This window comes from Streptomyces sp. RLA131 (assembly GCF_056270125.1).
In genome coordinates this window covers 7,346,673-7,365,038 of sequence record NZ_JBWDOQ010000002.1, presented here as the reverse complement: position 1 = coordinate 7,365,038, position 18,366 = coordinate 7,346,673, and the positions used below count along the sequence as shown (strand labels likewise).

At 73.6% G+C, this 18,366-nt stretch carries 17 protein-coding genes; 6 read left to right on the top strand and 11 right to left on the bottom strand.

From position 1 onward, the window contains the following. The first annotated feature begins 103 nt into the window (after positions 1–103). Positions 104–973 (top strand): helix-turn-helix domain-containing protein, encoded by an 870-nt coding sequence (locus RWE79_RS34315; protein WP_475943977.1) that lies wholly within the window; start codon positions 104–106, stop codon positions 971–973. 35 nt (positions 974–1,008) lie between these two features. Further along, positions 1,009–1,815, top strand: coding sequence for an SAM-dependent methyltransferase (locus RWE79_RS34310; RefSeq protein WP_475943976.1), 807 nt, complete (start codon positions 1,009–1,011; stop codon positions 1,813–1,815). A gap of 88 nt (positions 1,816–1,903) precedes the next feature. Here RWE79_RS34310 and RWE79_RS34305 read toward each other — a convergent pair whose 3' ends face one another. The 4 genes from RWE79_RS34305 to RWE79_RS34290 are packed head-to-tail and all read right to left on the bottom strand — an operon-like array spanning position 1,904 to position 7,792. Then, positions 1,904–3,103, bottom strand: a complete 1,200-nt coding sequence (locus RWE79_RS34305) for a type III PLP-dependent enzyme (protein ID WP_475943975.1) — start codon at positions 3,101–3,103, stop codon at positions 1,904–1,906. Next, complete coding sequence (locus RWE79_RS34300; RefSeq protein WP_475943974.1) at positions 3,100–4,908, bottom strand: IucA/IucC family protein; 1,809 nt, start codon at positions 4,906–4,908, stop codon at positions 3,100–3,102. Before RWE79_RS34300 ends, RWE79_RS34305 begins: the two co-directional genes overlap by 4 nt. Next, positions 4,905–6,578, bottom strand: coding sequence for an IucA/IucC family protein (locus RWE79_RS34295; protein WP_475943973.1), 1,674 nt, complete (start codon positions 6,576–6,578; stop codon positions 4,905–4,907). Before RWE79_RS34295 ends, RWE79_RS34300 begins: the two co-directional genes overlap by 4 nt. Continuing rightward, positions 6,575–7,792 (bottom strand): ATP-grasp domain-containing protein, encoded by a 1,218-nt coding sequence (locus RWE79_RS34290; RefSeq protein WP_475943972.1) that lies wholly within the window; start codon positions 7,790–7,792, stop codon positions 6,575–6,577. The genes RWE79_RS34295 and RWE79_RS34290 overlap by 4 nt, the downstream gene beginning before the upstream one ends. Positions 7,793–7,919: 127 nt before the next feature. Between RWE79_RS34290 and RWE79_RS34285 the strand changes: the two genes are divergently transcribed. Beyond that, on the top strand, positions 7,920–8,735 hold the full coding sequence (locus RWE79_RS34285) for a (2Fe-2S)-binding protein (protein WP_475943971.1): 816 nt from the start codon (positions 7,920–7,922) through the stop codon (positions 8,733–8,735). A 128-nt stretch (positions 8,736–8,863) separates the two neighbouring features. Here the strand turns inward: RWE79_RS34285 and RWE79_RS34280 are convergent, their stop codons facing one another. The 4 genes from RWE79_RS34280 to RWE79_RS34265 form a co-directional block, all read right to left on the bottom strand. Next, the gene (locus RWE79_RS34280) at positions 8,864–9,727 is read right to left on the bottom strand and encodes an ABC transporter permease (protein ID WP_475943970.1); all 864 of its coding nucleotides are present in this window, start codon (positions 9,725–9,727) and stop codon (positions 8,864–8,866) included. Between the two features lie 2 nt (positions 9,728–9,729). Then, positions 9,730–10,713, bottom strand: coding sequence for an ATP-binding cassette domain-containing protein (locus RWE79_RS34275; protein ID WP_475943969.1), 984 nt, complete (start codon positions 10,711–10,713; stop codon positions 9,730–9,732). 58 nt (positions 10,714–10,771) lie between these two features. Beyond that, complete coding sequence (locus RWE79_RS34270) at positions 10,772–12,280, bottom strand: acyl-CoA synthetase (protein ID WP_475943968.1); 1,509 nt, start codon at positions 12,278–12,280, stop codon at positions 10,772–10,774. Between the two features lie 139 nt (positions 12,281–12,419). After that, entirely contained in the window at positions 12,420–12,860 is a 441-nt protein-coding gene (locus RWE79_RS34265; RefSeq protein ID WP_475943967.1) for a nitroreductase family deazaflavin-dependent oxidoreductase, read from the bottom strand. 112 nt (positions 12,861–12,972) lie between these two features. Between RWE79_RS34265 and RWE79_RS34260 the strand changes: the two genes are divergently transcribed. Further along, positions 12,973–14,217 (top strand): phosphodiester glycosidase family protein, encoded by a 1,245-nt coding sequence (locus RWE79_RS34260; RefSeq protein WP_475943966.1) that lies wholly within the window; start codon positions 12,973–12,975, stop codon positions 14,215–14,217. Positions 14,218–14,259: 42 nt separating this feature from the next. Here RWE79_RS34260 and pspAB read toward each other — a convergent pair whose 3' ends face one another. The 3 genes from pspAB to RWE79_RS34245 form a co-directional block, all read right to left on the bottom strand. Then, complete coding sequence (pspAB, locus tag RWE79_RS34255; RefSeq protein WP_475943965.1) at positions 14,260–14,844, bottom strand: PspA-associated protein PspAB; 585 nt, start codon at positions 14,842–14,844, stop codon at positions 14,260–14,262. Then, positions 14,844–15,749 (bottom strand): zinc metalloprotease HtpX, encoded by a 906-nt coding sequence (gene htpX / locus RWE79_RS34250; RefSeq protein ID WP_475943964.1) that lies wholly within the window; start codon positions 15,747–15,749, stop codon positions 14,844–14,846. The genes pspAB and htpX overlap by 1 nt, the downstream gene beginning before the upstream one ends. Positions 15,750–15,860: 111 nt before the next feature. Next, positions 15,861–16,814 carry a quinone oxidoreductase family protein gene (locus RWE79_RS34245; RefSeq protein ID WP_475943963.1) on the bottom strand — a complete coding sequence of 318 codons (954 nt, stop codon included), beginning with the start codon at positions 16,812–16,814 and terminating at the stop codon, positions 15,861–15,863. A 146-nt stretch (positions 16,815–16,960) separates the two neighbouring features. Between RWE79_RS34245 and RWE79_RS34240 the strand changes: the two genes are divergently transcribed. Continuing rightward, the gene (locus RWE79_RS34240) at positions 16,961–17,236 is read left to right on the top strand and encodes an isoamylase early set domain-containing protein (RefSeq protein ID WP_475943962.1); all 276 of its coding nucleotides are present in this window, start codon (positions 16,961–16,963) and stop codon (positions 17,234–17,236) included. A 169-nt stretch (positions 17,237–17,405) separates the two neighbouring features. After that, positions 17,406–18,341: a lysylphosphatidylglycerol synthase transmembrane domain-containing protein gene (locus RWE79_RS34235; RefSeq protein ID WP_475943961.1), complete on the top strand. Its 936-nt coding sequence runs from the start codon at positions 17,406–17,408 to the stop codon at positions 18,339–18,341. Positions 18,342–18,366 lie beyond the last annotated feature (25 nt).

Here is an 18,366-nt window from a genome sequence, read left to right as displayed (position 1 = left end):
TGGCAAGGTGCGATCTGCAATTTGCAGAATCGTAAGCACAGGATGCGATCCGAACTGACGTCATGACAGACTGCCTCGGGGCCAGGGGTGTTGGAGGACAGCTGTGAACGAAGCGCGTCCGGCGGGTGCGGCGCCGACCGTGATGAGAGTCGTACTCGGCAAACGGCTCCAGCAACTCCGGGAAGGCGCGGGTCTGTCGTACGAACAGGCCGCCCGCGCGCTCGATGTCACCCACGCCACCATCCGCCGCATGGAGAAGGCCGAGGTCGGTCTGCGGCTGCCGTACGTCGAGAAGCTGCTCCAGGTCTACGGCATCACCGAGGTCTGCGAGATAGAGAAGTTCCTCGACCTCGCCAAGGACGCCAACAAGCCGGGCTGGTGGCACCGCTTCCGCGACGTCCTGCCCGAGTGGTTCAGCGCCTTCGTCAGCCTGGAGGGCTCGGCCGAGCAGATCCGCGCGTATGAGCCGCACTACGTCCCCGGGCTGCTGCAGACCGACGAGTACGCCCACGCCGTGCTGCGCGCGGGCCGCCCGCAGGCCTCCCAGGAGGAGATCGACCGCTCGGTGGCGCTGCGCAGGGAGCGGCAGGCCCTGCTGACGCGCGAGGAACCGCCCCTGCTGTGGGTGGTGATGGACGAAACCGTCCTGCGGCGGCCGATCGGCGGCGCCCCCGTGATGCGCGCCCAGATCGACCGGCTGATCGAGGTCTGCGACACGCCCCACATCAGACTGCAGGTGCTGCCGTTCTCCCTCGGCCCGCACCCCGCCATGTACGGGCCGTTCCACATCTTCCGCTTCCCGCAGCCCGAACTGCCCGACGTGGTCTACGTGGAGAACCTGGTCGGTGCCATCTACCTCGACGAACGCAACGACGTATCGGCCTTCCGCGAGGCACTGGACCGCATGAGCGCCCAGGCGCCGCCGGCCAACCGCACCCAGGACTTCCTCGCCGACCGGCGCAAGGAACTCTGACCCCGACCACCCCGCCAGCACGGAGGACCAGCACCATGACCGACCGGCCTTTCTCCGCCGAGCAGATCGACACCAGCCGCCCGCACCCGGCCCGGATGTACGACTACTACCTCGGCGGCAAGGACAACTACGAGGTCGACCGCGAGGCCGCGGACCAGGTCATCAAGATGGTCCCCGACGCGCCCGCCAGCGCCCGGGCGAACCGGGCCTTCATGCGCCGCGCCGTCCGCACGGTCGTCGCGGGCGGCATCCGGCAGATCATCGACATCGGTACCGGCATCCCCACCTCCCCCAACACCCACGAGGTGGCGCAGGACTCCGACCCCGGCGTCCGGGTGGCCTATGTCGACAACGACCCCATCGTCTCCGTCCACGCCGGTGCCAAGCTCACCAGCGCCGGCAACGCGGCCTTCGTCCTGGCCGACATCCGTGAGCCGCAGACGATCCTCGGCGACGAACTCATACGCGGGCTCATCGACTTCGACCGGCCGGTGGCCCTGATGCTGGTCGCCGTCCTGCACTTCATCAAGAACGAGGAGGACCCGGCCGGCATCATCGCCACCCTCGCCGACGCCCTCCCGGCGGGCAGCGCCCTCATCCTCACCCACGGCACCACCGACTTCCGGCGCGAGGAGCACGGCGACGCCCGCGAGGTGTACAAGAACGCCACCGCCCACCTCACCCTGCGCACCCACTCCGAGGTAGAGGCGCTCTTCAAGGGCTTCGACCTGGTCGACCCCGGAGTCGTCCAGGTGCCGCTGTGGCGCCCGGACGGCGAGCAGCCCTCCGCGACCGAGCTGGAGAAGGTGCACTTCTACGGAGGCGTCGGCTACAAGAGCTAGCGCCGTCGGCGGGCATGGGCGTGCGTGGGCGCGGGCGTGCGTGGGCGGGCGCGGGCGTGTCCGCGAGCGCCGGACGGGCCGAGCACCGTCACGGCCCGAGAAAGTGGAACCCCGGGCGGGGATGCATCAGGAAGTCGTGGTGCGAGATGTTCCACGCGTAGGCCCCGGCCAGCGCGAAGGCGACCCGGTCCCCCGCCCTCAGTTCGGTCACCGGCACCCGCCGGGCCAGCACGTCCTTGGGCGTGCACAGCTGGCCGGCCAGGGTGACCTTCGCCCCCCGAACGGCCGGGCGCGGCCAGGGGTGCGGCCAGCCGTCGGCGGGGAGCACGGTGAAGGGCTGGTCGTGCTGCTTGGCCGCCGGGGTCCGCAGATGGTGGGTGCCGCCGCGCAGCACGGCGAAGTGCTCGCCGTGGCTGGCCTTCACATCCAGCACCTCGGTCGCGTACCAGCCGCAGTACGCGGTCAGGGCACGCCCCGGCTCGATGCGCAGGGTCAGCCCGGGACTGCGGTCCAGGATCCGGCCGAGGCCGGCGCCGAGAGCCGGCCAGTCGAAACGGGCCGCCGGGTCGGCGTAGTCCACGGCCATGCCGCCGCCGATGTTGACCTCGGGCAGCGGGACGCGGTGCCGGGCCGACAGCCGTGCCGCCCAGTCGGTGATCCGCCCGGCCAGCGCCACCTGCGCGGCGGCGTCCAGTCCGCTGGCCAGGTGGGCGTGGATACCGCGCAGCCGCAGCGGCGCGCCCTGCGGCCCGGCCAGCAGCCGCAGGCACTCCGCCACACCGTCGGGGTCGATGCCGAACGGGGACGGCCGGCCGCCCATCGCCAGCGCCACACCGTCCAGCGTCTCCGGGGCCATTGGCAGGTTCACCCGCAGCAGGACGTCCACCTGCCTGCCCGGCGCGTGCCGCGCGGCGAGCGCGGCCAGCATGCGCAGTTCGTGCCCGCTCTCGGCGTGGAAGCGCCCGACGCCCAGCCGCAGCGCGGTGACGATCTCGCCTGGCGTCTTGCCCGGGGCCCCGAAGGCCAGCCGGGCGTCGGGCACGGCCTGCCGCACATGGGCCAGCTCGCCGCCGGAGGAGACCTCGTAGCCGGTCACGACGGTGCGCAGCGCGGCCAGGACCGGCTGCTCGGGGTTGGCCTTGGCTGCGTAGTACAGCTCGACGCGCTCCGGCAGCGCGGCCCGTACGGCCGAGGCGTGCGCGCGCAGCGCGGTCAGGTCGTACAGGTAGGCCGGGAGGTCGTCGGGGGCCAGTCCGGCGATGCGGTCACGGACCGCGGTGGTGATCACTGGTCGTCGCTCGTTTCGGCGCGTCCGGCGCTCGACGGCACCGGATCGGGGGCGGGGCCGCGGCTCCGGGCGGCGGCGGGGTGCGGATGCGAGTGCGGGCGCGGGCGCGGGCGCGGGTGCGGGTGCGGGTGCGGGAAGACCCGCCGCGCGGGGCCCAGCGGCGAGGGGATGCGGACGTAGCCGCTGTCCCGGTCGGCCTGGCGGCGCCAGCGGGTGAGGAGGTTGGCCTTGGCGGGCAGCGGGGCGCCGTCGAGCAGGGCACGCAGCGGGGGCGGGCAGCCGTGCCCGGCCGCGTGCTCGCGCAGCGTGGCGCGGACCCGCTGCCACAGGGCGGGCTCCAGGTGCGGGTGCAGGTCGGCGATGGCCGCGGCCAGTTCCGCCAGGTGGTTGACGACCAGGCAGTACAGCACGCGGTCCCAGCCGCGCCGGGCGTCGTAGGTCATCGGCCCGGCCACCTCGGCGGGCAGCGACCCCAGCAGGGCGGCGTGGTGGCCGGGCAGCAGCTTGGTGCCCTCCATGTCGCGGAAGAGCACCCGTACGGGGTGGTTGTCGCCGTCCACGCCGATCAGCACGTTCTGCAGATGGGGTTCGAGGACGACACCGTGGTCGAAGTAGGCCGCCAGCACCGGGGGCACCAGGAGCCGCAGATAGGCCGACCACCACCGAAGCGCCGCGCCCGCTCCGGCGCCTTCCAGCAGCCGGGAGATGTGCGCCGAGCTGGTCGGGTACTCGTCGGCCACGGCGGCGGCCAGCAGCGGTGTCACCCCGGCCGGCAGTCTGCGGCCCGGCCCCTCGCGGACGATCACCCCCAGTCCCTCGAACAGGTCGAGGCCGAGGCCCAGGCTGCGGTAGGCGGGTTCGCGCAGCACCGCGTGGCCGGGGAAGCGGTCGGCCAGCCGGTCCAGGACGGGCGCGAGGGCCCGGGTGAGGGCGACGGCGCCGGTCAGTTCGTACGCGGCGTTCTTGCGCAGGCAGTTGGTGATGCGGATGTTGAGGCTGAACTTCAGGAACATCCCCTCCCCGTGCAGCGTGCGCACCGACGCGGTGGGGGTGAACGGCTCGCCGGCGACTCCCAGATCGAGGATGTCCCCGGCGGCGAGGGCGGCCCGCAGCCGGGGGTGGCCGCCGAGCAGTTCGTACTGCCAGGGGTGGGCGGGCAGCAGCCGGTACCCCTCGGGCACCGGGTGGAGCCGGTCGAGGGCGGCCGCCGCCCACGGCTCGGCGCCGTCCTGGGCGACGAGCCGGGACCGCACCGCCAGATGGCGCAGCGGGAAGACCGCGCGGGCTTCGGGGGCGTACGCCGCCCAGGCGTCCCGGCCGCCGGTGCGGGCCTTGGGCGTGGGGTGGAAGCGGTGCCCGAAGGCCAGGGCCTGTTCGGATTCGGGATAGCGGGCGTGGGGGGCGGGGGCGGGCCGGCCGGGGGCCGGGGCGGCGGCCAGGGCGGCGCTGACCCCCTCGTGGCTGGCGGCGACCTGTTCCAGGAACTCGTCGTTGGCCACGCCGGTACGGGCGGTCAGTTCGGCACGGACCCGTTCCGCGAGTTCCCGCCAGTCCAGCTCCCGCCAGCCGCCGCCGGGTTCCCGTTCCCAGACGGGGCCGGTGAACCGGTGCGCACCGGTGAGGGACGTCCTGCGCAGCGCGACCCGCAGTACGACCCCGTGGGCGGGCAGCCGCAGCAGCAGCCGGCCGTCGACGACGGCGGTGCGGTGCTCGGGGCCGCACACCTCGCGCAGCAGGCAGTTGAGGAGGGTGTGTGCGACGGCGTGGCCGGCGGCGGGCAGCCCGGCCGCCCGGGTGGCGCTCATGACCGACGCCGCAGGTAGTTGGGGCCCGTGGTGTAGTGCTTGTTGATGTCGGCCGCTCCTGAGCGTTCCTTGCTGAGCAGCGTTCCGGCGGTGACCATCGCCTTGACCGGCAGGCGCTCGGCGTCCAGGACCCGGGCCCGCAGGTGCGGGCCGGCCAGGGTGCGCAGGCGGTCGTGTATCAGGTCGAGCAGCCGTTCGCGGTGCTCGGGCAGGCCGAAGGCGAAGGCCGCCGCGCACAGATGGACGGTGATGGTGGTGAACAGGTCGGCCAGGGCCGCGTCGCCGTCGGTGAAGGTGCGCGGGTCGGCGTAGCCGGGTACATGGCCGAGGGCGTGCTCCAGCCGCCGCGGGTTGATCCGGGGGCCGTCGTTGTCCTTGAGGAGCAGGCGGGCGCGGGTGCGGCCCCGGTGACGGTCCAGGACGAGCGAGACGTTCTGCTGGTGCGACTCCAGGGCGATGCCGTAGCCGAACAAGGTTGCCTGCCAGTCGATCAGCGGGGTCCAGAAGCCGTCGAGCAGGGCCGGTACGTCGCCGCCGTAGAAGCGGTCGGCGAGCCGGTCGACGACGCGCCGGCCGCCCGGCGCCCCGGCGAGCAGCGCCGCGAGCGGGACGATGACCGCGTCGTCGAGGCCGGGCGGGCAGCGCCGGACGAGGACGGCGAGGAGTTCATGGCCGGCGTGGAGGTGGTGCTGTTCGTCGGCGAGCAGGACGAGGTCCTTGAAGCGCGGTTCACGGGCGATGACGGCGTGCAGCAGCCGTTCGGTGGTGGCGCCGTCCTCCAGCGTGCCGGGCTTGATCGTGCGGCGGTTGCGCAGGCCGAGGGTGGCGGTGGGCAGTGGCAGTTTCAGGTGCACCGCCGGCCGGCCGGCCAGCGCGACGGTGCGCATGGACAGGGTGGGCACGACCCCGAGCCGGGCCGGGCCGGCGGGCACCGCACCTGGGGCGGCGGCGAGCCGGGGGTGGGTCAGGGGGTGGACGGGGAGCGCGAGGTGGCTGCCGTCCAGCCGGGGCAGCCCGAGGTCGCCGGGGGCCGGCCACCACTCGGGGACGGCGTCCCGGGGCCGGGGCGTCAGGGCGTCCAGGGGCACGGCGGCCCAGCGGAGCTCGAAGGAGGGATGGAACTCGGGTGCGTAGGAGCGCAGTTGCTCCTCGTCCAGCTCGATCCGTGAGCCGGAGGCCGGATAGACGGGGTGGTCGTGGTGGGCGGCCAGGGTGTCGAAGGCCAGGGACGCGGCCCAGCCGGTCCAGTCCGCGACGTCGTCGCCGTGCAGTGCCGCCAGCCGTTGGTGTACCGGTGCTTCGGACCCGGCCCGCAACCGGGTCTCGGTGAGCGCCTGGCGGCACTCGGCGGCGAAGGCCAGATAGCCGTCCCGGTCCTGGGGGTCGGCCAGCTCGCCGAACGCGCCGATGACCCGGTCGGCCCCGCTGAGCAGGGCGCCGTCAGGCTCACGTTCCAGGAACGGCAGCCGGGCGGCGTACTCGCACTGGAATCCGTCCTCGGTGACCGGCAGCAGCAGGGCGCCGCCGGCCGGGGCGGGGAGCGGCAGCCGCAGCCAGGGCCCGTCGCCACGCCGGACAGGGATGCCGCGGGTGCGCAGCCCGGCGACGTCCTCGCGCAGGAAGGTGCTGAGCACCCGCAGTACCAGCCGGTCCTCGGACGTCGTGTTCACGGTGCGATCTCCCAGCGCTGGGCGGCGACGAACTCGGCGACGGCCCGGTTGACGGCCTCCTGGTCGGTGCCGGTGGCGCGGACCACGCCGAGGAAGTCACGGTTGGTGTGGTGGAGTTCGTGCCGTTCACCGACGCCGCGCAGCGGACGATACGTCAGACGTACGCCGCCGGTGCGGTGTTCCTGGGCGGCGGGGGCGGCGGTGAGGGTGCCGGCGCGGTCCGCGCAGGGGTAGTCCAGCCGGGCCCGGCCGTCGGTGCGCGCGCCGAGGTCGGCGGGAAGGGGTTCGCCCAGGTGGGTGCGGAGTACGGTCTCGAAGTACGGGATGCCCAGGAGGTCGGCGAGGAGCAGGTCGCACTGGTCGCCTATGGCGCGGTAGTTGACCTCGACGATGCGCGGGCGGCCGCCGGGCCGGTGCACGAACTCGGTGTGGCAGGCGCCGAATCCCACCCCCAGGGCGGCGAGCTGTGCGAGCAGATCGGCGACCACGTCCGGGTCCCGTTCGGCGGCCGGTACGAAGTCGAGCTGTTCCTCGATGAAGTGGGGCGGGGCGGACAGCCGGGTCCGGAAGCCGCCGAGGACGTGCAGGGTGCCGCCGTCGCCGAGGGTCTCCAGGGTGTGCAGCTCGCCGGCGAGGAACTCCTCGGCGACCAGGGCCGCTCCGGGCCGGCGGGCGCGGATCAGCGCGCAGTGCCGGAGCAGTTCGCCGGGGTCCGCGGCCAGGACGACGTCCTCGCTGGCCACTCCTTCGCGCGGCTTGAGGACGACGGGCCAGGGCAGGCCCCGGTCCAGCAGGGTGGCGGGGTCCTCGTCCGGGCCGAGCTCGGCCGAGCGGACGGTGTCCGTCCCGGTGGCGGCGAGGTGGCGGCGCATCTGGGCCTTGTTCTTGGTGCGCAGGGCCGCCTTCCAGTCCTTGGCGGGCAGGGCGAAGTAGTCGGCGGCGAGCGCAGCCTGGGTCTGCAGATGGTCGCTGTTGGAGAAGACCGCGTCCGGTGGGTGGTGCCGGGAGATCCGGCCGACGAGCTCCCGGAAGTCCCGGACGTCGCACTCCAGGACCTCCGGCGCGCCGGTGCGGCGGTGCGCGTCCGCCCGGCCGGGCTCGGTGAGGACGGTGACGTCGAGGCCGAGCCGGGAGGCTGCCGGAAGGAAGCCTTCCGTGACCGAGTCGGTGGGGTTCAGGGCCAGGAGGTACAGCCGCTGCGGGGGCTTTGACACGAGATCAACTTAGGGTTGCCATACCTCAGGGTGTCAAGTTGCTTCCGCTCACCAGATGATTAAGGTAAGCCTTGCCTTAACCAACTTGATCCGCCTCCCCACGTCTGCGTTCCGAGTACGGAGAACCATGCTCACGCTGCCCGCCCCGGCGGCCCGCGTCTTCCGGCACCTCGCCGGAGTGTGCGACGCGCTGCCCCTGTCGCTGACCGACGGCGGCCACCCGGCGGACACCCTTGGCGGCGTCTGGTGGGACGCGGCGGAGCTGGCCGGCCGCCCGGACGCGCTGCGCGCCCTGGTGCGGGGCGAGGCCGACCGGATCCGGGACGACTACGCGCACACCGCCCGCCCCGACGTCGCCGCCTCCCGCGCCCTGCACGGCTGGCTGTGGTCGGCCGGGCTGCTCCTGGCCGGGCCCTGGTACCTGCTGCGGCGGATCCCGGTCGTCCGGCCCGACCGGCTGTGGATCGAGCCGCGCACCGGCGCGCTGGCCATCGCCCCCGGGGAGTTCGCCACCCCCGCCGGCGCACGTGCCTCGTACACCGAGCTGCGGGTGGCGTACGAGGAGCTGGTGGCCCCGCTGCTGACCGCCTTCCGGCCCGAGGTCCGGCGCGGGCCCAGGGCCCTGTGGGGGATGGCCGCCGACGACCTGGTCTCCGCCCTGTGGTACCTCGGCCGCGCCCTCGGCGAGGAGGAGCGGGCGGTCCGCGAGGCCACCGCCCTGCTGCCCGGCGACACGCCGCCGCTGACCTCCGGCGCCGGTTTCCGCAGCCTGCGCGGCCCCTCCGGCCGCTCGTACCCGACCCGGACCAGGGCCGGCTGCTGCCTGTTCTACGCCGTCCGTCCGGCCGAGGCGTGCCTGACCTGCCCGCGCACCGGCGACGCCGAGCGGCTGCGCCGCCTGGAGGCGGCGCCGGAGCCGGAGGCGGCCGCGCAGGCGGGCTGATCCCGGGACCAACGGGCTTCGGCCGGCTCGGCCGCTCGGCCGGTCTCTGCCAGGCTCGGCCGGTCTCGGCCGGTCTCAGCAGGGTCGGGCAGCGCCTCGGGCTCGGGCGGTCCCGCCCCCGGGCGGCCTCACTCCGCCTGCCGGAACTCCAGGCTCGCCACGGCCAGCATGAACAGCCCGGACACCGCCACGATCAGCAGCTCCAGCCACACCGGCACGTGGTAGCTCCCCCAGCTCACCCCCGGCGCGTAGGCGGCCCGGGCGGCGGCGCTGATGTCCAGGTGGGCGAAGACGGCTCGGCGGATCGGGTCGACGGCGTACGTCAGCGGGTTGAGCCGGGTCACCCAGGTCAGCCAGCCGGGGAGCCCGGACAGCGGGAACATGGCACCGGAGGTGAAGAACAGCGGCATCAGCAGCATCTGGGTCAGGCCCATGAAGCCCTGGAAGGTGGAGATCCGGGCCGCCATCATCACGCCGAAGGCGGTGAGGGTGAAGGCCAGCAGTGCCATCATGCCCAGCAGTTCGAGCAGCAGCAGCGGGTCGTACGGGACGCCGACCAGCCCGGCCAGGGCCAGCACCACCACCCCCTGCGCGGTCGCCGTCGTCGCCCCGCCGCAGCACTTGCCGATCACCAGCGCCGTCCGGCTGACCGGGGCCACCAGCATCTCCCGCAGAAAGCCGAACTCCCGGTCCCAGACGATGGACCCGGCCGAGAAGACGGCGGTGAACAGCACCGACATGGCCAGCGCGCCCGGGTAGACGAAGGTCTTGAAGTCGACCCCCGGCACGCCCTTGGTGAGCGAGCCCAGACCGGTCCCCAGGACGAAGACGAAGAGCAGCGGCTGGATCAGCGCGGTGAAGATCCGGAGCCGGTCGTTCCAGAACCGCAGCAGCTCACGCTGCCAGACGATCTTCGCCGCCCGCACCCCGCTGCTGAGGCCGCCACGCGGCACCGCCACCGCGGGCACCAGGGGAACCGTCGTGGTCACCATGCTCATCGCCTCCCCCGGGCCATCACGGCCCGCATGTAGTCGCCGGATCCGTGGGAGGACTCGGCGTCCCGGATGGTCTTGCCGGTGTAGGCCATGAACACGTCGTCCAGCGAGGGCCGCGAGACACTGACCGACCGGATCGGTACCCCCAGGCCCTCGAACAGCTTGGGCACGAACTGCTCGCCCGAGGCGACGGAGAAGGTCAACTGGCCCTCGCTGACCCGCCCCTCGATCCCGAAACGGTCCCGCAGCCGCTCGACCGCGGCCGTGTCGTCGCTCGTCGTCACCCGCACCCGGTCCTCGCCGACACCGGCCTTGAGCGCCTCGGGCGTGTCGATCGCCACGACCGTGCCGTGGTCGATGATCGCGATCCGGTCGCAGTACTCGGCCTCGTCCATGTAATGGGTGGTCATGAAGATGGTGATGTCCTCGGTGCGCTTGAGCTCGTCGATGTACTCCCAGATCGAGCTGCGCGTCTGCGGGTCCAGACCCACCGTCGGCTCGTCCAGGAACAGCACGCGCGGCGAGTGCAGCAGTCCGCGGGCGATCTCCAGGCGGCGTTTCATCCCGCCGGAGAAGGTCATCACCTTGCTCCGCCGCCGGTCGTCGAGGTTGACCATCTCCAGGACCCGGTCCATGCGCGGGCCGACCACCGCGCGCGGGACGCCGTACAGCTCGGCGTGGAAGCGCAGATTCTGCTCGGCGCTGAGATAACCGTCGAGGGTGGTGTCCTGGAAGACCAGACCGATGTTGCGGCGGACCGTGCCCCGGTCGCGTACGACGTCGTGGCCGGCCACTCTCGCCGAGCCGCCGGTGGGGGTGACCAGCGTGCACAGCATGCCGATGGTGGTGGACTTGCCCGCGCCGTTGGGGCCCAGGAAGCCGAAGGTCTCGCCCGCCGCGACCTCGAAGTCGATCCCCCGGACCGCCTCGACCTCCGCGTAGGTCTTCCGCAGCCCGCACACCGCCACCGCCGGTTCCGTCACAATCGTGAGGGTACGACCCCGGCGGCCCGGGAGGCGTGGGCGCCGGGCAAAATCCTCCCTATACCCCCTTGGCGGCGTACCGGTCCCGCAGCTCCCGCTTGAGGATCTTGCCGCTGGCGTTGCGCGGCAGCCCCTCGACCAGAACCACCCGCCTGGGTGCCTTGAAGTGCGCCAGCCGGTCGCGGCCGAAGGCCACCAGTTCCTCCGCGCTGACCCCGCCGCGCGGCACGACGACGGCCGTGACCGCCTCGATCCAGAACTCGTCGGGCAGCCCCACGACCGCGACCTCGGCGACCGCCGGATGGCCGTACAGGGCCTCCTCGACCTCACGGGAGGCGATCAGCACACCCCCGGAGTTGATCACGTCCTTCACCCGGTCGACGACCGTGAGGTAGCCGTCGCTGTCGCGGACCACCAGGTCGCCGGAGTGGAACCAGCCGTCACGGAAGGCCTCGGCGGTCTCCTCGGGCTTGTCCCAGTACCCCTCGCACAGCTGCGGCGAGCGGTAGACGACCTCGCCCGCCGTGCCGTCGGGCACGTCCTTGCCCGTGTCGTCGACGACACGCGCCTCGACGAAGAGCACCGGCCGGCCGCAGGAGTCCATCCGGCCCTCGTGCTCGTCCGGACCCAGTACGGTCGCCAGCGGACCGATCTCGCTCTGCCCGAAGCAGTTGTAGAAGGCCAGGTCCGGCAGCCGCTCGCGCAGCCTCTCCAGGACGGGCACCGGCATGCTCGACGCGCCGTAGTACGCCTTGCGCAGCGCGGACAGGTCCCGGACGGCGAAGTCCGGGTGGTTGGACAGCCCGATCCACACCGTCGGCGGCGCGAACAGGCTGTCCGCCCGGCCGGCCTCGACCAGGTCGAAGACGGCGGTCGGCTCGGGCGCCGGGATGATCGTGTTCTCGGCGCCGACCGCCAGGTAGGGCAGCAGGAAGACATGCATCTGCGCCGAGTGGTACAGCGGCAGCGAGTGCAGCGGACGGTCCCGCTCCGTCAGGTCCAGGGCGACGATGGCGCTGGCGTACTCGTGGACCAGCGCGCCGTGCGTCATCATCGCGCCCTTGGGCAGCGCCGTCGTACCGGAGGTGTAGAGCAGCTGCGCCAGGTCCTCGTCGACCACCGCGGGCCAGACGGCCGGCGGGGCCGCGGTGCGCAGCCGCTCCAGCAGCGAGTCCGGGCTGTCGCGCAGCGGCAGGGCCCGCACCTCCGGCGGCAGCCGGTCGGCGAGCCGGGGGTCGGCCAGGACCAGGGAGCTGCCCGACTGCTCGACCAGATAGCGCAGATCGTCGCCGTCGAGGTGCTGGTTGACCGGGACGTGCACCAGTCCGGCCCGCGCGCAGCCGAGGAAACCGATCAGATAGGCGTCGGAGTTGTGGCCGTAGGCCGCGACCCGGTCGCCGGGTCGCAGCCCCTCGGCCAGCAGCACGGCCGCCGCCCCCGACACCGCCTCGTCCAGCTCGGCATAGCTCCACACCCGGTCGCCGTAGCGCAACGCCGTCCTCGCCGGAACCCGCCCGGCGCTGCGCCGCAGCACCCCGTCGACCGTGTTGCCGCGCACCGCGACCATCTGCGACCTCCTGGCTCGGCTCCGGCGTGAGGCGCCGCCGCGCTCTCCCGCAACCACAGCGTGGCATCCCGCCGGGCCCCTGGCGAGCGTCGCGGCGGCCTGTCCCGGCGGCCTGTCCCTGCGCGGCGGTGGCAGAGCGTCAGATCCTGCGCAGGCGCACCACCGGGATGTCCCGGTCGGTCTTCTTCTGGTAGTCCGCGTAAGGCGGGAAGACCTCGACCAGGTGCGGCCAGACCCGGGCCTTCTCCTGCGACGACAGGGTCTCGGCGCGGGCGGCGAAGCGCTCGGTGCCGACGCGCAGCCACACCTCGGGGTTGGCCTCGATGTTGAGGAACCACTGCGGGTGTTCGTCGGCGCCGCCCCGCGACGCCACGATGAGCTGGTCGGCACCGTCGACCCCGTAGATGAGCACGGTGCGGCTCCACTCGCCGCTGCGGCGGCCCCGGTAGTCCAGGAGCAGGCAGGGCGCGCCCTGCAGGTCGGTTCCCTCCGTGCCGCCCGACTCCTCGTAGCGGCGGGCCTGGTCGGCCACCCAGTCGCTCGGGCTGGGCTTCACGTTGTCCGGATCGTAATCAGCCATACGCCCACCGTACGACCCTGCGGGGCCGGATGCGGCGTGGCGCGCACACCTGTCCGGCGGACGGCGTTCCATAGTGATGCTCCGTCAACTCCGACCGATCTCTGGGGGCACTGTGACCCGACGGCACCGGGGACGGGTGGTACGCGCGGCGCTGGCGGCGCTGCTGGCCGCCGGTACGGCGCTGAGCGGCGGCGGTACGGCCGCCGCCGAGCCGCCGGCGCTGCGGTACGGCGACGCGGCGACCCGGCTGGCGCACGGTGTGCGGTACCGGGAGTTCTGGTTCGCCGCCTCGCACGGGCGGGCGCACGGGCATCTGCTGACGGTGGATCTGCGCGATCCCCGCACCGGGGTGGACCTGCTGACGCCGGGCACGGTCGCCTCGCGGGCGCGGGTGTCCCGGCTCGCCGACGCGGGCGGGGCGGTGGCCGGGGTCAACGCGGACTTCTTCCACATGAGCGAGACCCAGCACCCGGGGGTGGAGGCGACCGGCGCCTCCGTCGGCCCGGAGATCGCCGCCGGGCGGCTGCTGAAGGCCGCCGTGCCGGACGGCCAGCGCTTCGGGCCGGCCCTGCCGCCCGGCACCTCCACCGAGGACGTGCTCGGTGTCGGCACCGACCGCGTCGCGCGCCTCGACCGGCTCGCCCTCACCGGCACCGTGCTCTCGGAGTTCGGAGCGCTGCGGCTGGGCGGCTTCAACCAGTACGCGGTCCCGGTCGGCGGGGTCGGCGCGTACACCTCCGCGTGGGGTAGCGCCTCCCGGCTCCGGGCGGCCTGCGGCACCGACAGCGACCGTGCTGCGCCCTGCACCCGCGACACGTACGAGGTCACGGTGCGGGGCGGCCGGGTGACCCGGGTGGCCGGCGCCCCGGGGCGCGGCGCGATCACGAACGGAACGGTGGTCCTGCTCGGGCGGGAGGCCGGCGCGGACGCCCTGCGCAGGCTGCGGACCGGCGACCGGGTCCGGGTCGGCCGGCGGCTGGTCGCCGACCGGAGCCGCATCCCGTACCGCTTCGCCGTCGGCGGGTTCCCCGTGCTGCGCGCCGGCCGTCCGCTGACCGGCCTGGACGACCGCACCGCCGCGACCCGTACGGCGGCCGGTTTCGGCGACGCCGGCCGCACCCTCTACCTGCTGGCGCTGGACGGTGGCGCGGAGTCCGGCGCCGGACTGACGGTGCGCGAACTCGCCTCCCTGCTGGCCGGCATCGGGGCGACCGGTGCCGTCGATCTGGACGGCGGCGGCTCCTCGACCCTGGTCTCCCGCATCCCGGGGGCGGCGCGCGTGACGGTGCGCAACCACCCCTCGGGCGGGGCGGAACGGCCGGTGCCGAACGCGATCGGTGTGTTCTCCCGCGGCTGACCCCCGCCCGGCGGTCGCAGTCGGGGGGTCACAGTCGGGGGGTCACAGTCCGGGGGCGCCCCAGACCGGGAACCAGCGTGACAGGTCCTCCTCGACCCGTAGATCGTTGCCGATCAGGGCTTTGACCTGGAGTTCCAGGGCGCTGTCACGTTTCTCGCCCTCGCCCGGCAGGGGGGCGAAAGGGTAGAACGCGCCGCGTTTGTAGAGGTAGACCAGGGCCAGTGGGCGGCCCCGGTCGTCGCGGAAGCCGGCCAGGGAGCACAGGAGTTGCGGGCCGAAGCCCTGGCCTTCCAGGGCGGAGTTGACCGCGTGCAGGTCGTTGACGAGGGTCGGCATGGCGTCGGGGGCGTGCCGCAGCAGCAGCCAGGTGTAGCCGTAGGCGTCGCGGGTGGACTCCACGGGGGCGTCGTTCTCACCGGCGTCCAGGTCGAGCAGCGCCCTCACGTCCTGCTGCACCTCGGCGAAGGCGCCGCCCTCGACGGCGGCGAAGCAGACCGAGCCCAGGCCGGTCGGCCGGAAGCCGGCGGCGGCTTCGAGGGTGATCGCGGCCGACGGCAGCCCGAACAGCTGGTCCAGGTCGGGCTTTACGGGCTTGCTGCGGCCCAGCAGTACGTCCAGGAGGCCCATCAGCGGCGGCCCAGTTCGACGGAGAGGCGGCCCAGTTGCTCCAGGCGCTGTTCCAGGGTGGGGTGGGTGGACAGCAGCCGGGACAGGGACTCGCCGGAGGAGAACGCGGGCGCGAAGTAGAAGGCGTTGAAGGGTTCGGCCTTGCGCAGGTCACGGGTCGGGATCCGGGCCATCTGGCCGGTGACCTTGGTCAGCGCCGAGGCCAGCGAGGAGGGGCGGCCGGTGAGCAGCGCGGCGGCGCGGTCGGCCGCCAGTTCGCGGTAGCGGGACAGCAGCCGGGTGAGCAGGAAGCTGATGGCGTACACGACGGCGCTGACCAGCGGGATCAGGATGACGGCCACCTGGGTGCCGGGATCGCGGCTGCGGCCGAGGCCGCCCCACAGGCCGATCCGGGTGATGAGCCCGGCGAGGATGCCCAGGAAGGAGGCGATGGTCATCACCGCGACGTCCTTGTGCGCCACATGGGAGAGCTCATGGGCGATGACGCCCTCCAGTTCGTCCGGTTCCAGGCGGCGCAGCAGGCCGGTGGTGGCGCAGACGACGGCGGTCTTCCGGCTGCGGCCGGTGGCGAAGGCGTTGGGCACGTCGCTGTCGGCCACGGCGACCCGGGGCTTGGGCATGTCGGCGAGGGCGCAGATCCGGTCGATGACGCCGTGCAGCTCGGGGGCCTGTTCGGGGGTCACCTCGCGGGCTCCCATGCTGAAGGCGGCGATCCGGTCGCTGAACCAGAACTGGGCGACGAACAGTCCGCCCGCGCAGATCAGGATGATCGGCCAGGCGCCGCGCAGCAGGGCCAGCAGGGTGCCGACGAAGACCACGTAGAGCAGCCCGATCAGGAACATCGTGACCGTCATCCGGGCCGTGAGGCCCCGGTCGGGGGCGAATCGAGTCCTGTCGGTGGCCATGGGCCCCTCCCGGTCCTGCGGGCTGCCCCCGGGGGCGGCTCGTCGTACTCCGCTGTCGCTGTCGATTGTGCTCCTGCTTCGACGGGTACGACGAGTGCCGCCCGGGGGTGGTCAGCGTGACACGTCGAGGATCAACTTGCCGTAAGTACGGCGGGAGCGCAGGTCCTCGTGGGCGCGGGCCACCTCGGAGAGCGGGTAGACCCCGCCGAGCTGCGGCTTGAGCCGGCCCTCGGCGGTCATGGCGAGCAGTTCCGCCATGGGTTCGCGGTACATGCCCGGGCGGCTGAGGCAGTGCATCAGCCAGAAGCCGACGACGGCCCGGGAGCGGGCCATGAGCTGGGCGGCCTGGACGGGGGTGGGTGGTACTCGGGAGGCGAGTCCGTAGGTGACCAGGCGGCCGAAGGGCGCGAGGGCGGCGAGCGAGGCGTCGAAGACCGGGCCGCCGGTCATCTCCAGGACGATGTCGACCTTCTTGCCGCCGTTGGCCTCTTCCAGGCGCTCCTTGAGCCCTTCGGCATCGGCCTCGACCGCGATGTCGGCGCCCAGTTCCAGCGCCAGGTCGCGCTTGTCCTTGGAGGAGGCGGTGGCGATCACCCGGCCGGCGCCGAAGGCCTGGGCCAGCTGTACGGCGAGCGAGCCGGTGCCGCCCGCCGCCGCGTGGACGACGACCGACTCGCCGGGGGCGATCCGGGCCGAGGTGCGCAGCAGGTGCCAGGCGGTCAGGCCCTGGACGATGAGGGCGAGGGCCTGGCCGTCGGTGACCTGGTCGGGGACCTCGTGGGCCAGGAAGTCCTGGACGACGGCCTTCTGCGCGTAGCCGCCGTTGTCCGCGAGGGCGACCACCCGGCGGCCGTCGGGAGTGCGGCCGACGACCTCGGCGCCCGGCACGAGGGGCAGCGAACTGGCGGAGAGATAGGAGTTCTCGACCATGTGGGTGTCGGCGTAGTTGATGCCCGCCGAGGTGACGTCCACGAGCACCTGGCCGGGTCCGGCCACCGGATCGGGCAGCTCCGTCTCCCGCAGCACTTCCGGCCCGCCGAACTCGGTGATCTGAATCGCGCGCACCGCGACTCCCTCCATCGTCTTGCTGTTCACACTCGTACGGAGGACACGCTACCGGCAACACCGACCAGTCGGTATGTGACATCCGCCGCCGCACCGGAAGAATGTGGTGAACCGGCCCGCCGCTCACCCCTCGCAGGGAGTTGCCCATGCTCAGGCGTACCAAGCTCTTCGGCCGCAAGACCCGCGTCACCTTCGCGCTGCCCGCCGCCCGGCCGGCCGGAACCGTCAGCGTCGTCGGCGACTTCAACGGCTGGGAGCCCGGCCGCCACGCCCTCGTGGCGCGCCGGGACGGCACCCGTACGGTCTCGGTGATCCTGCCGGCCGGGGTGCACCGCTTCCGCTATCTGGCGACCGGTGACGTCTGGTTCGACGACGAGGGCGCGGACCGCGTGGACGACCGGGGCGGTCTGCTGGAGCTGTGACCTCGGGGGCGGCGGTCCGAGGAGCCGCGGTCCCACCCGGGCGCCGGGGACGATTGAGCGGCGGTGGCCCGGCGCCCGTATGGTCGTGTGTAGTGCTGGAGCCGGGACTTGCGGTGGGGAGCGACTCGCGGCGGCGCGGGCGACCGCGCGGACCCGAAGGCGGAAACCTATGTGGCGTCGGCTCCCGGTGCGCCGGATATGCGCGGTGGCCCCTTTGCTGCTGTTCGCCGCACTCGCCTTCCGGCAGTGGCCGATGGTGGACTCCGGCACCGACCAACTGGGCTCCGCCGACCGCGCGTGGCTGCTGACCGCGGCCGGCGCGGCGGTACTGACCTGGGTCTGCGCGGCCGCCGCCCAGCAGGGCGCCGTACTGGAGCGACTGCCGCGCGGACGGTTGCTGGCGACGCAGTTCGCCGCGTCGGCGGCCAACCACATCCTCCCGGCGGGCGTCGGCGGGAACGCCGTCAACCTGCGGTTCCTGGTGCGCTGCGGGCTGTCCCCCAGCCGGTCGGCCGCCGCGCTCACGGTGCGCGCGCTGGCCGCCGCCGTGGTGCGGGTGGCCCTGCTGCTGGCGCTGCTGGTGGCCTTCCCGCACGCGCTCGCCCCGGACCGGGTGGTGCACGGCCGGCCCGACGACTCGCTGGTCATCGGCGGCGCCGTGCTGGTGTGCGCGGTGGTGGCGGGACTCGTCGGGGTCCGGCGGGTACGGACCGCGCTGCGCTCCTTCCTGGGCACCGTGGCGACCGACGTACGGGCCGTGCACGGCCGGTCGGCCCGGGCGGCGGCGCTGTGGGCGGGCTCGGTGGCCTTCCCCGTCATGCACGCCACGGTACTGATGGCGGTCGTACGGGCGCTGCACGCGCCGGTGCCGGCCGCCCATGTCGCGGTGGCCTATCTGGCGGGCAGCGCGGCTGCGGCGTTGCTGCCGACACCGGGCGGTCTGGGTTCGCTGGACGTGGCGCTGGGGCTGGCCCTGGTGACGGCCGGGGCGACGGCGGTCGCCGCCACCTCGGCGGTGCTCGCGTACCGCATCGTCACCGTCTGGCTGCCGCTGCTGCCCGGGGTGCTGGTGCTGGCGGCGCTGGTGCGCCGGCGGGTGCTCTGAGGCCGCCGCCGGTCAGCCGGTGGTG

What these genes read in the sequence shown, in the direction of transcription:
- RWE79_RS34285 (WP_475943971.1), top strand. Translation starts at nt 7,920, where the DNA reads ATGCTCACGCTGCCCGCCCCGGCGGCCCGCGTCTTCCGGCACCTCGCC.
- htpX (WP_475943964.1), bottom strand. Translation starts at nt 15,749, where the DNA reads ATGGCCACCGACAGGACTCGATTCGCCCCCGACCGGGGCCTCACGGCC.
- RWE79_RS34270 (WP_475943968.1), bottom strand. Translation starts at nt 12,280, where the DNA reads ATGGTCGCGGTGCGCGGCAACACGGTCGACGGGGTGCTGCGGCGCAGC.
- RWE79_RS34310 (WP_475943976.1), top strand. Translation starts at nt 1,009, where the DNA reads ATGACCGACCGGCCTTTCTCCGCCGAGCAGATCGACACCAGCCGCCCG.
- RWE79_RS34265 (WP_475943967.1), bottom strand. Translation starts at nt 12,860, where the DNA reads ATGGCTGATTACGATCCGGACAACGTGAAGCCCAGCCCGAGCGACTGG.
- RWE79_RS34280 (WP_475943970.1), bottom strand. Translation starts at nt 9,727, where the DNA reads ATGGTGACCACGACGGTTCCCCTGGTGCCCGCGGTGGCGGTGCCGCGT.
- RWE79_RS34240 (WP_475943962.1), top strand. Translation starts at nt 16,961, where the DNA reads ATGCTCAGGCGTACCAAGCTCTTCGGCCGCAAGACCCGCGTCACCTTC.
- RWE79_RS34300 (WP_475943974.1), bottom strand. Translation starts at nt 4,908, where the DNA reads ATGAGCGCCACCCGGGCGGCCGGGCTGCCCGCCGCCGGCCACGCCGTC.
- pspAB (WP_475943965.1), bottom strand. Translation starts at nt 14,844, where the DNA reads ATGGGCCTCCTGGACGTACTGCTGGGCCGCAGCAAGCCCGTAAAGCCC.
- RWE79_RS34235 (WP_475943961.1), top strand. Translation starts at nt 17,406, where the DNA reads ATGTGGCGTCGGCTCCCGGTGCGCCGGATATGCGCGGTGGCCCCTTTG.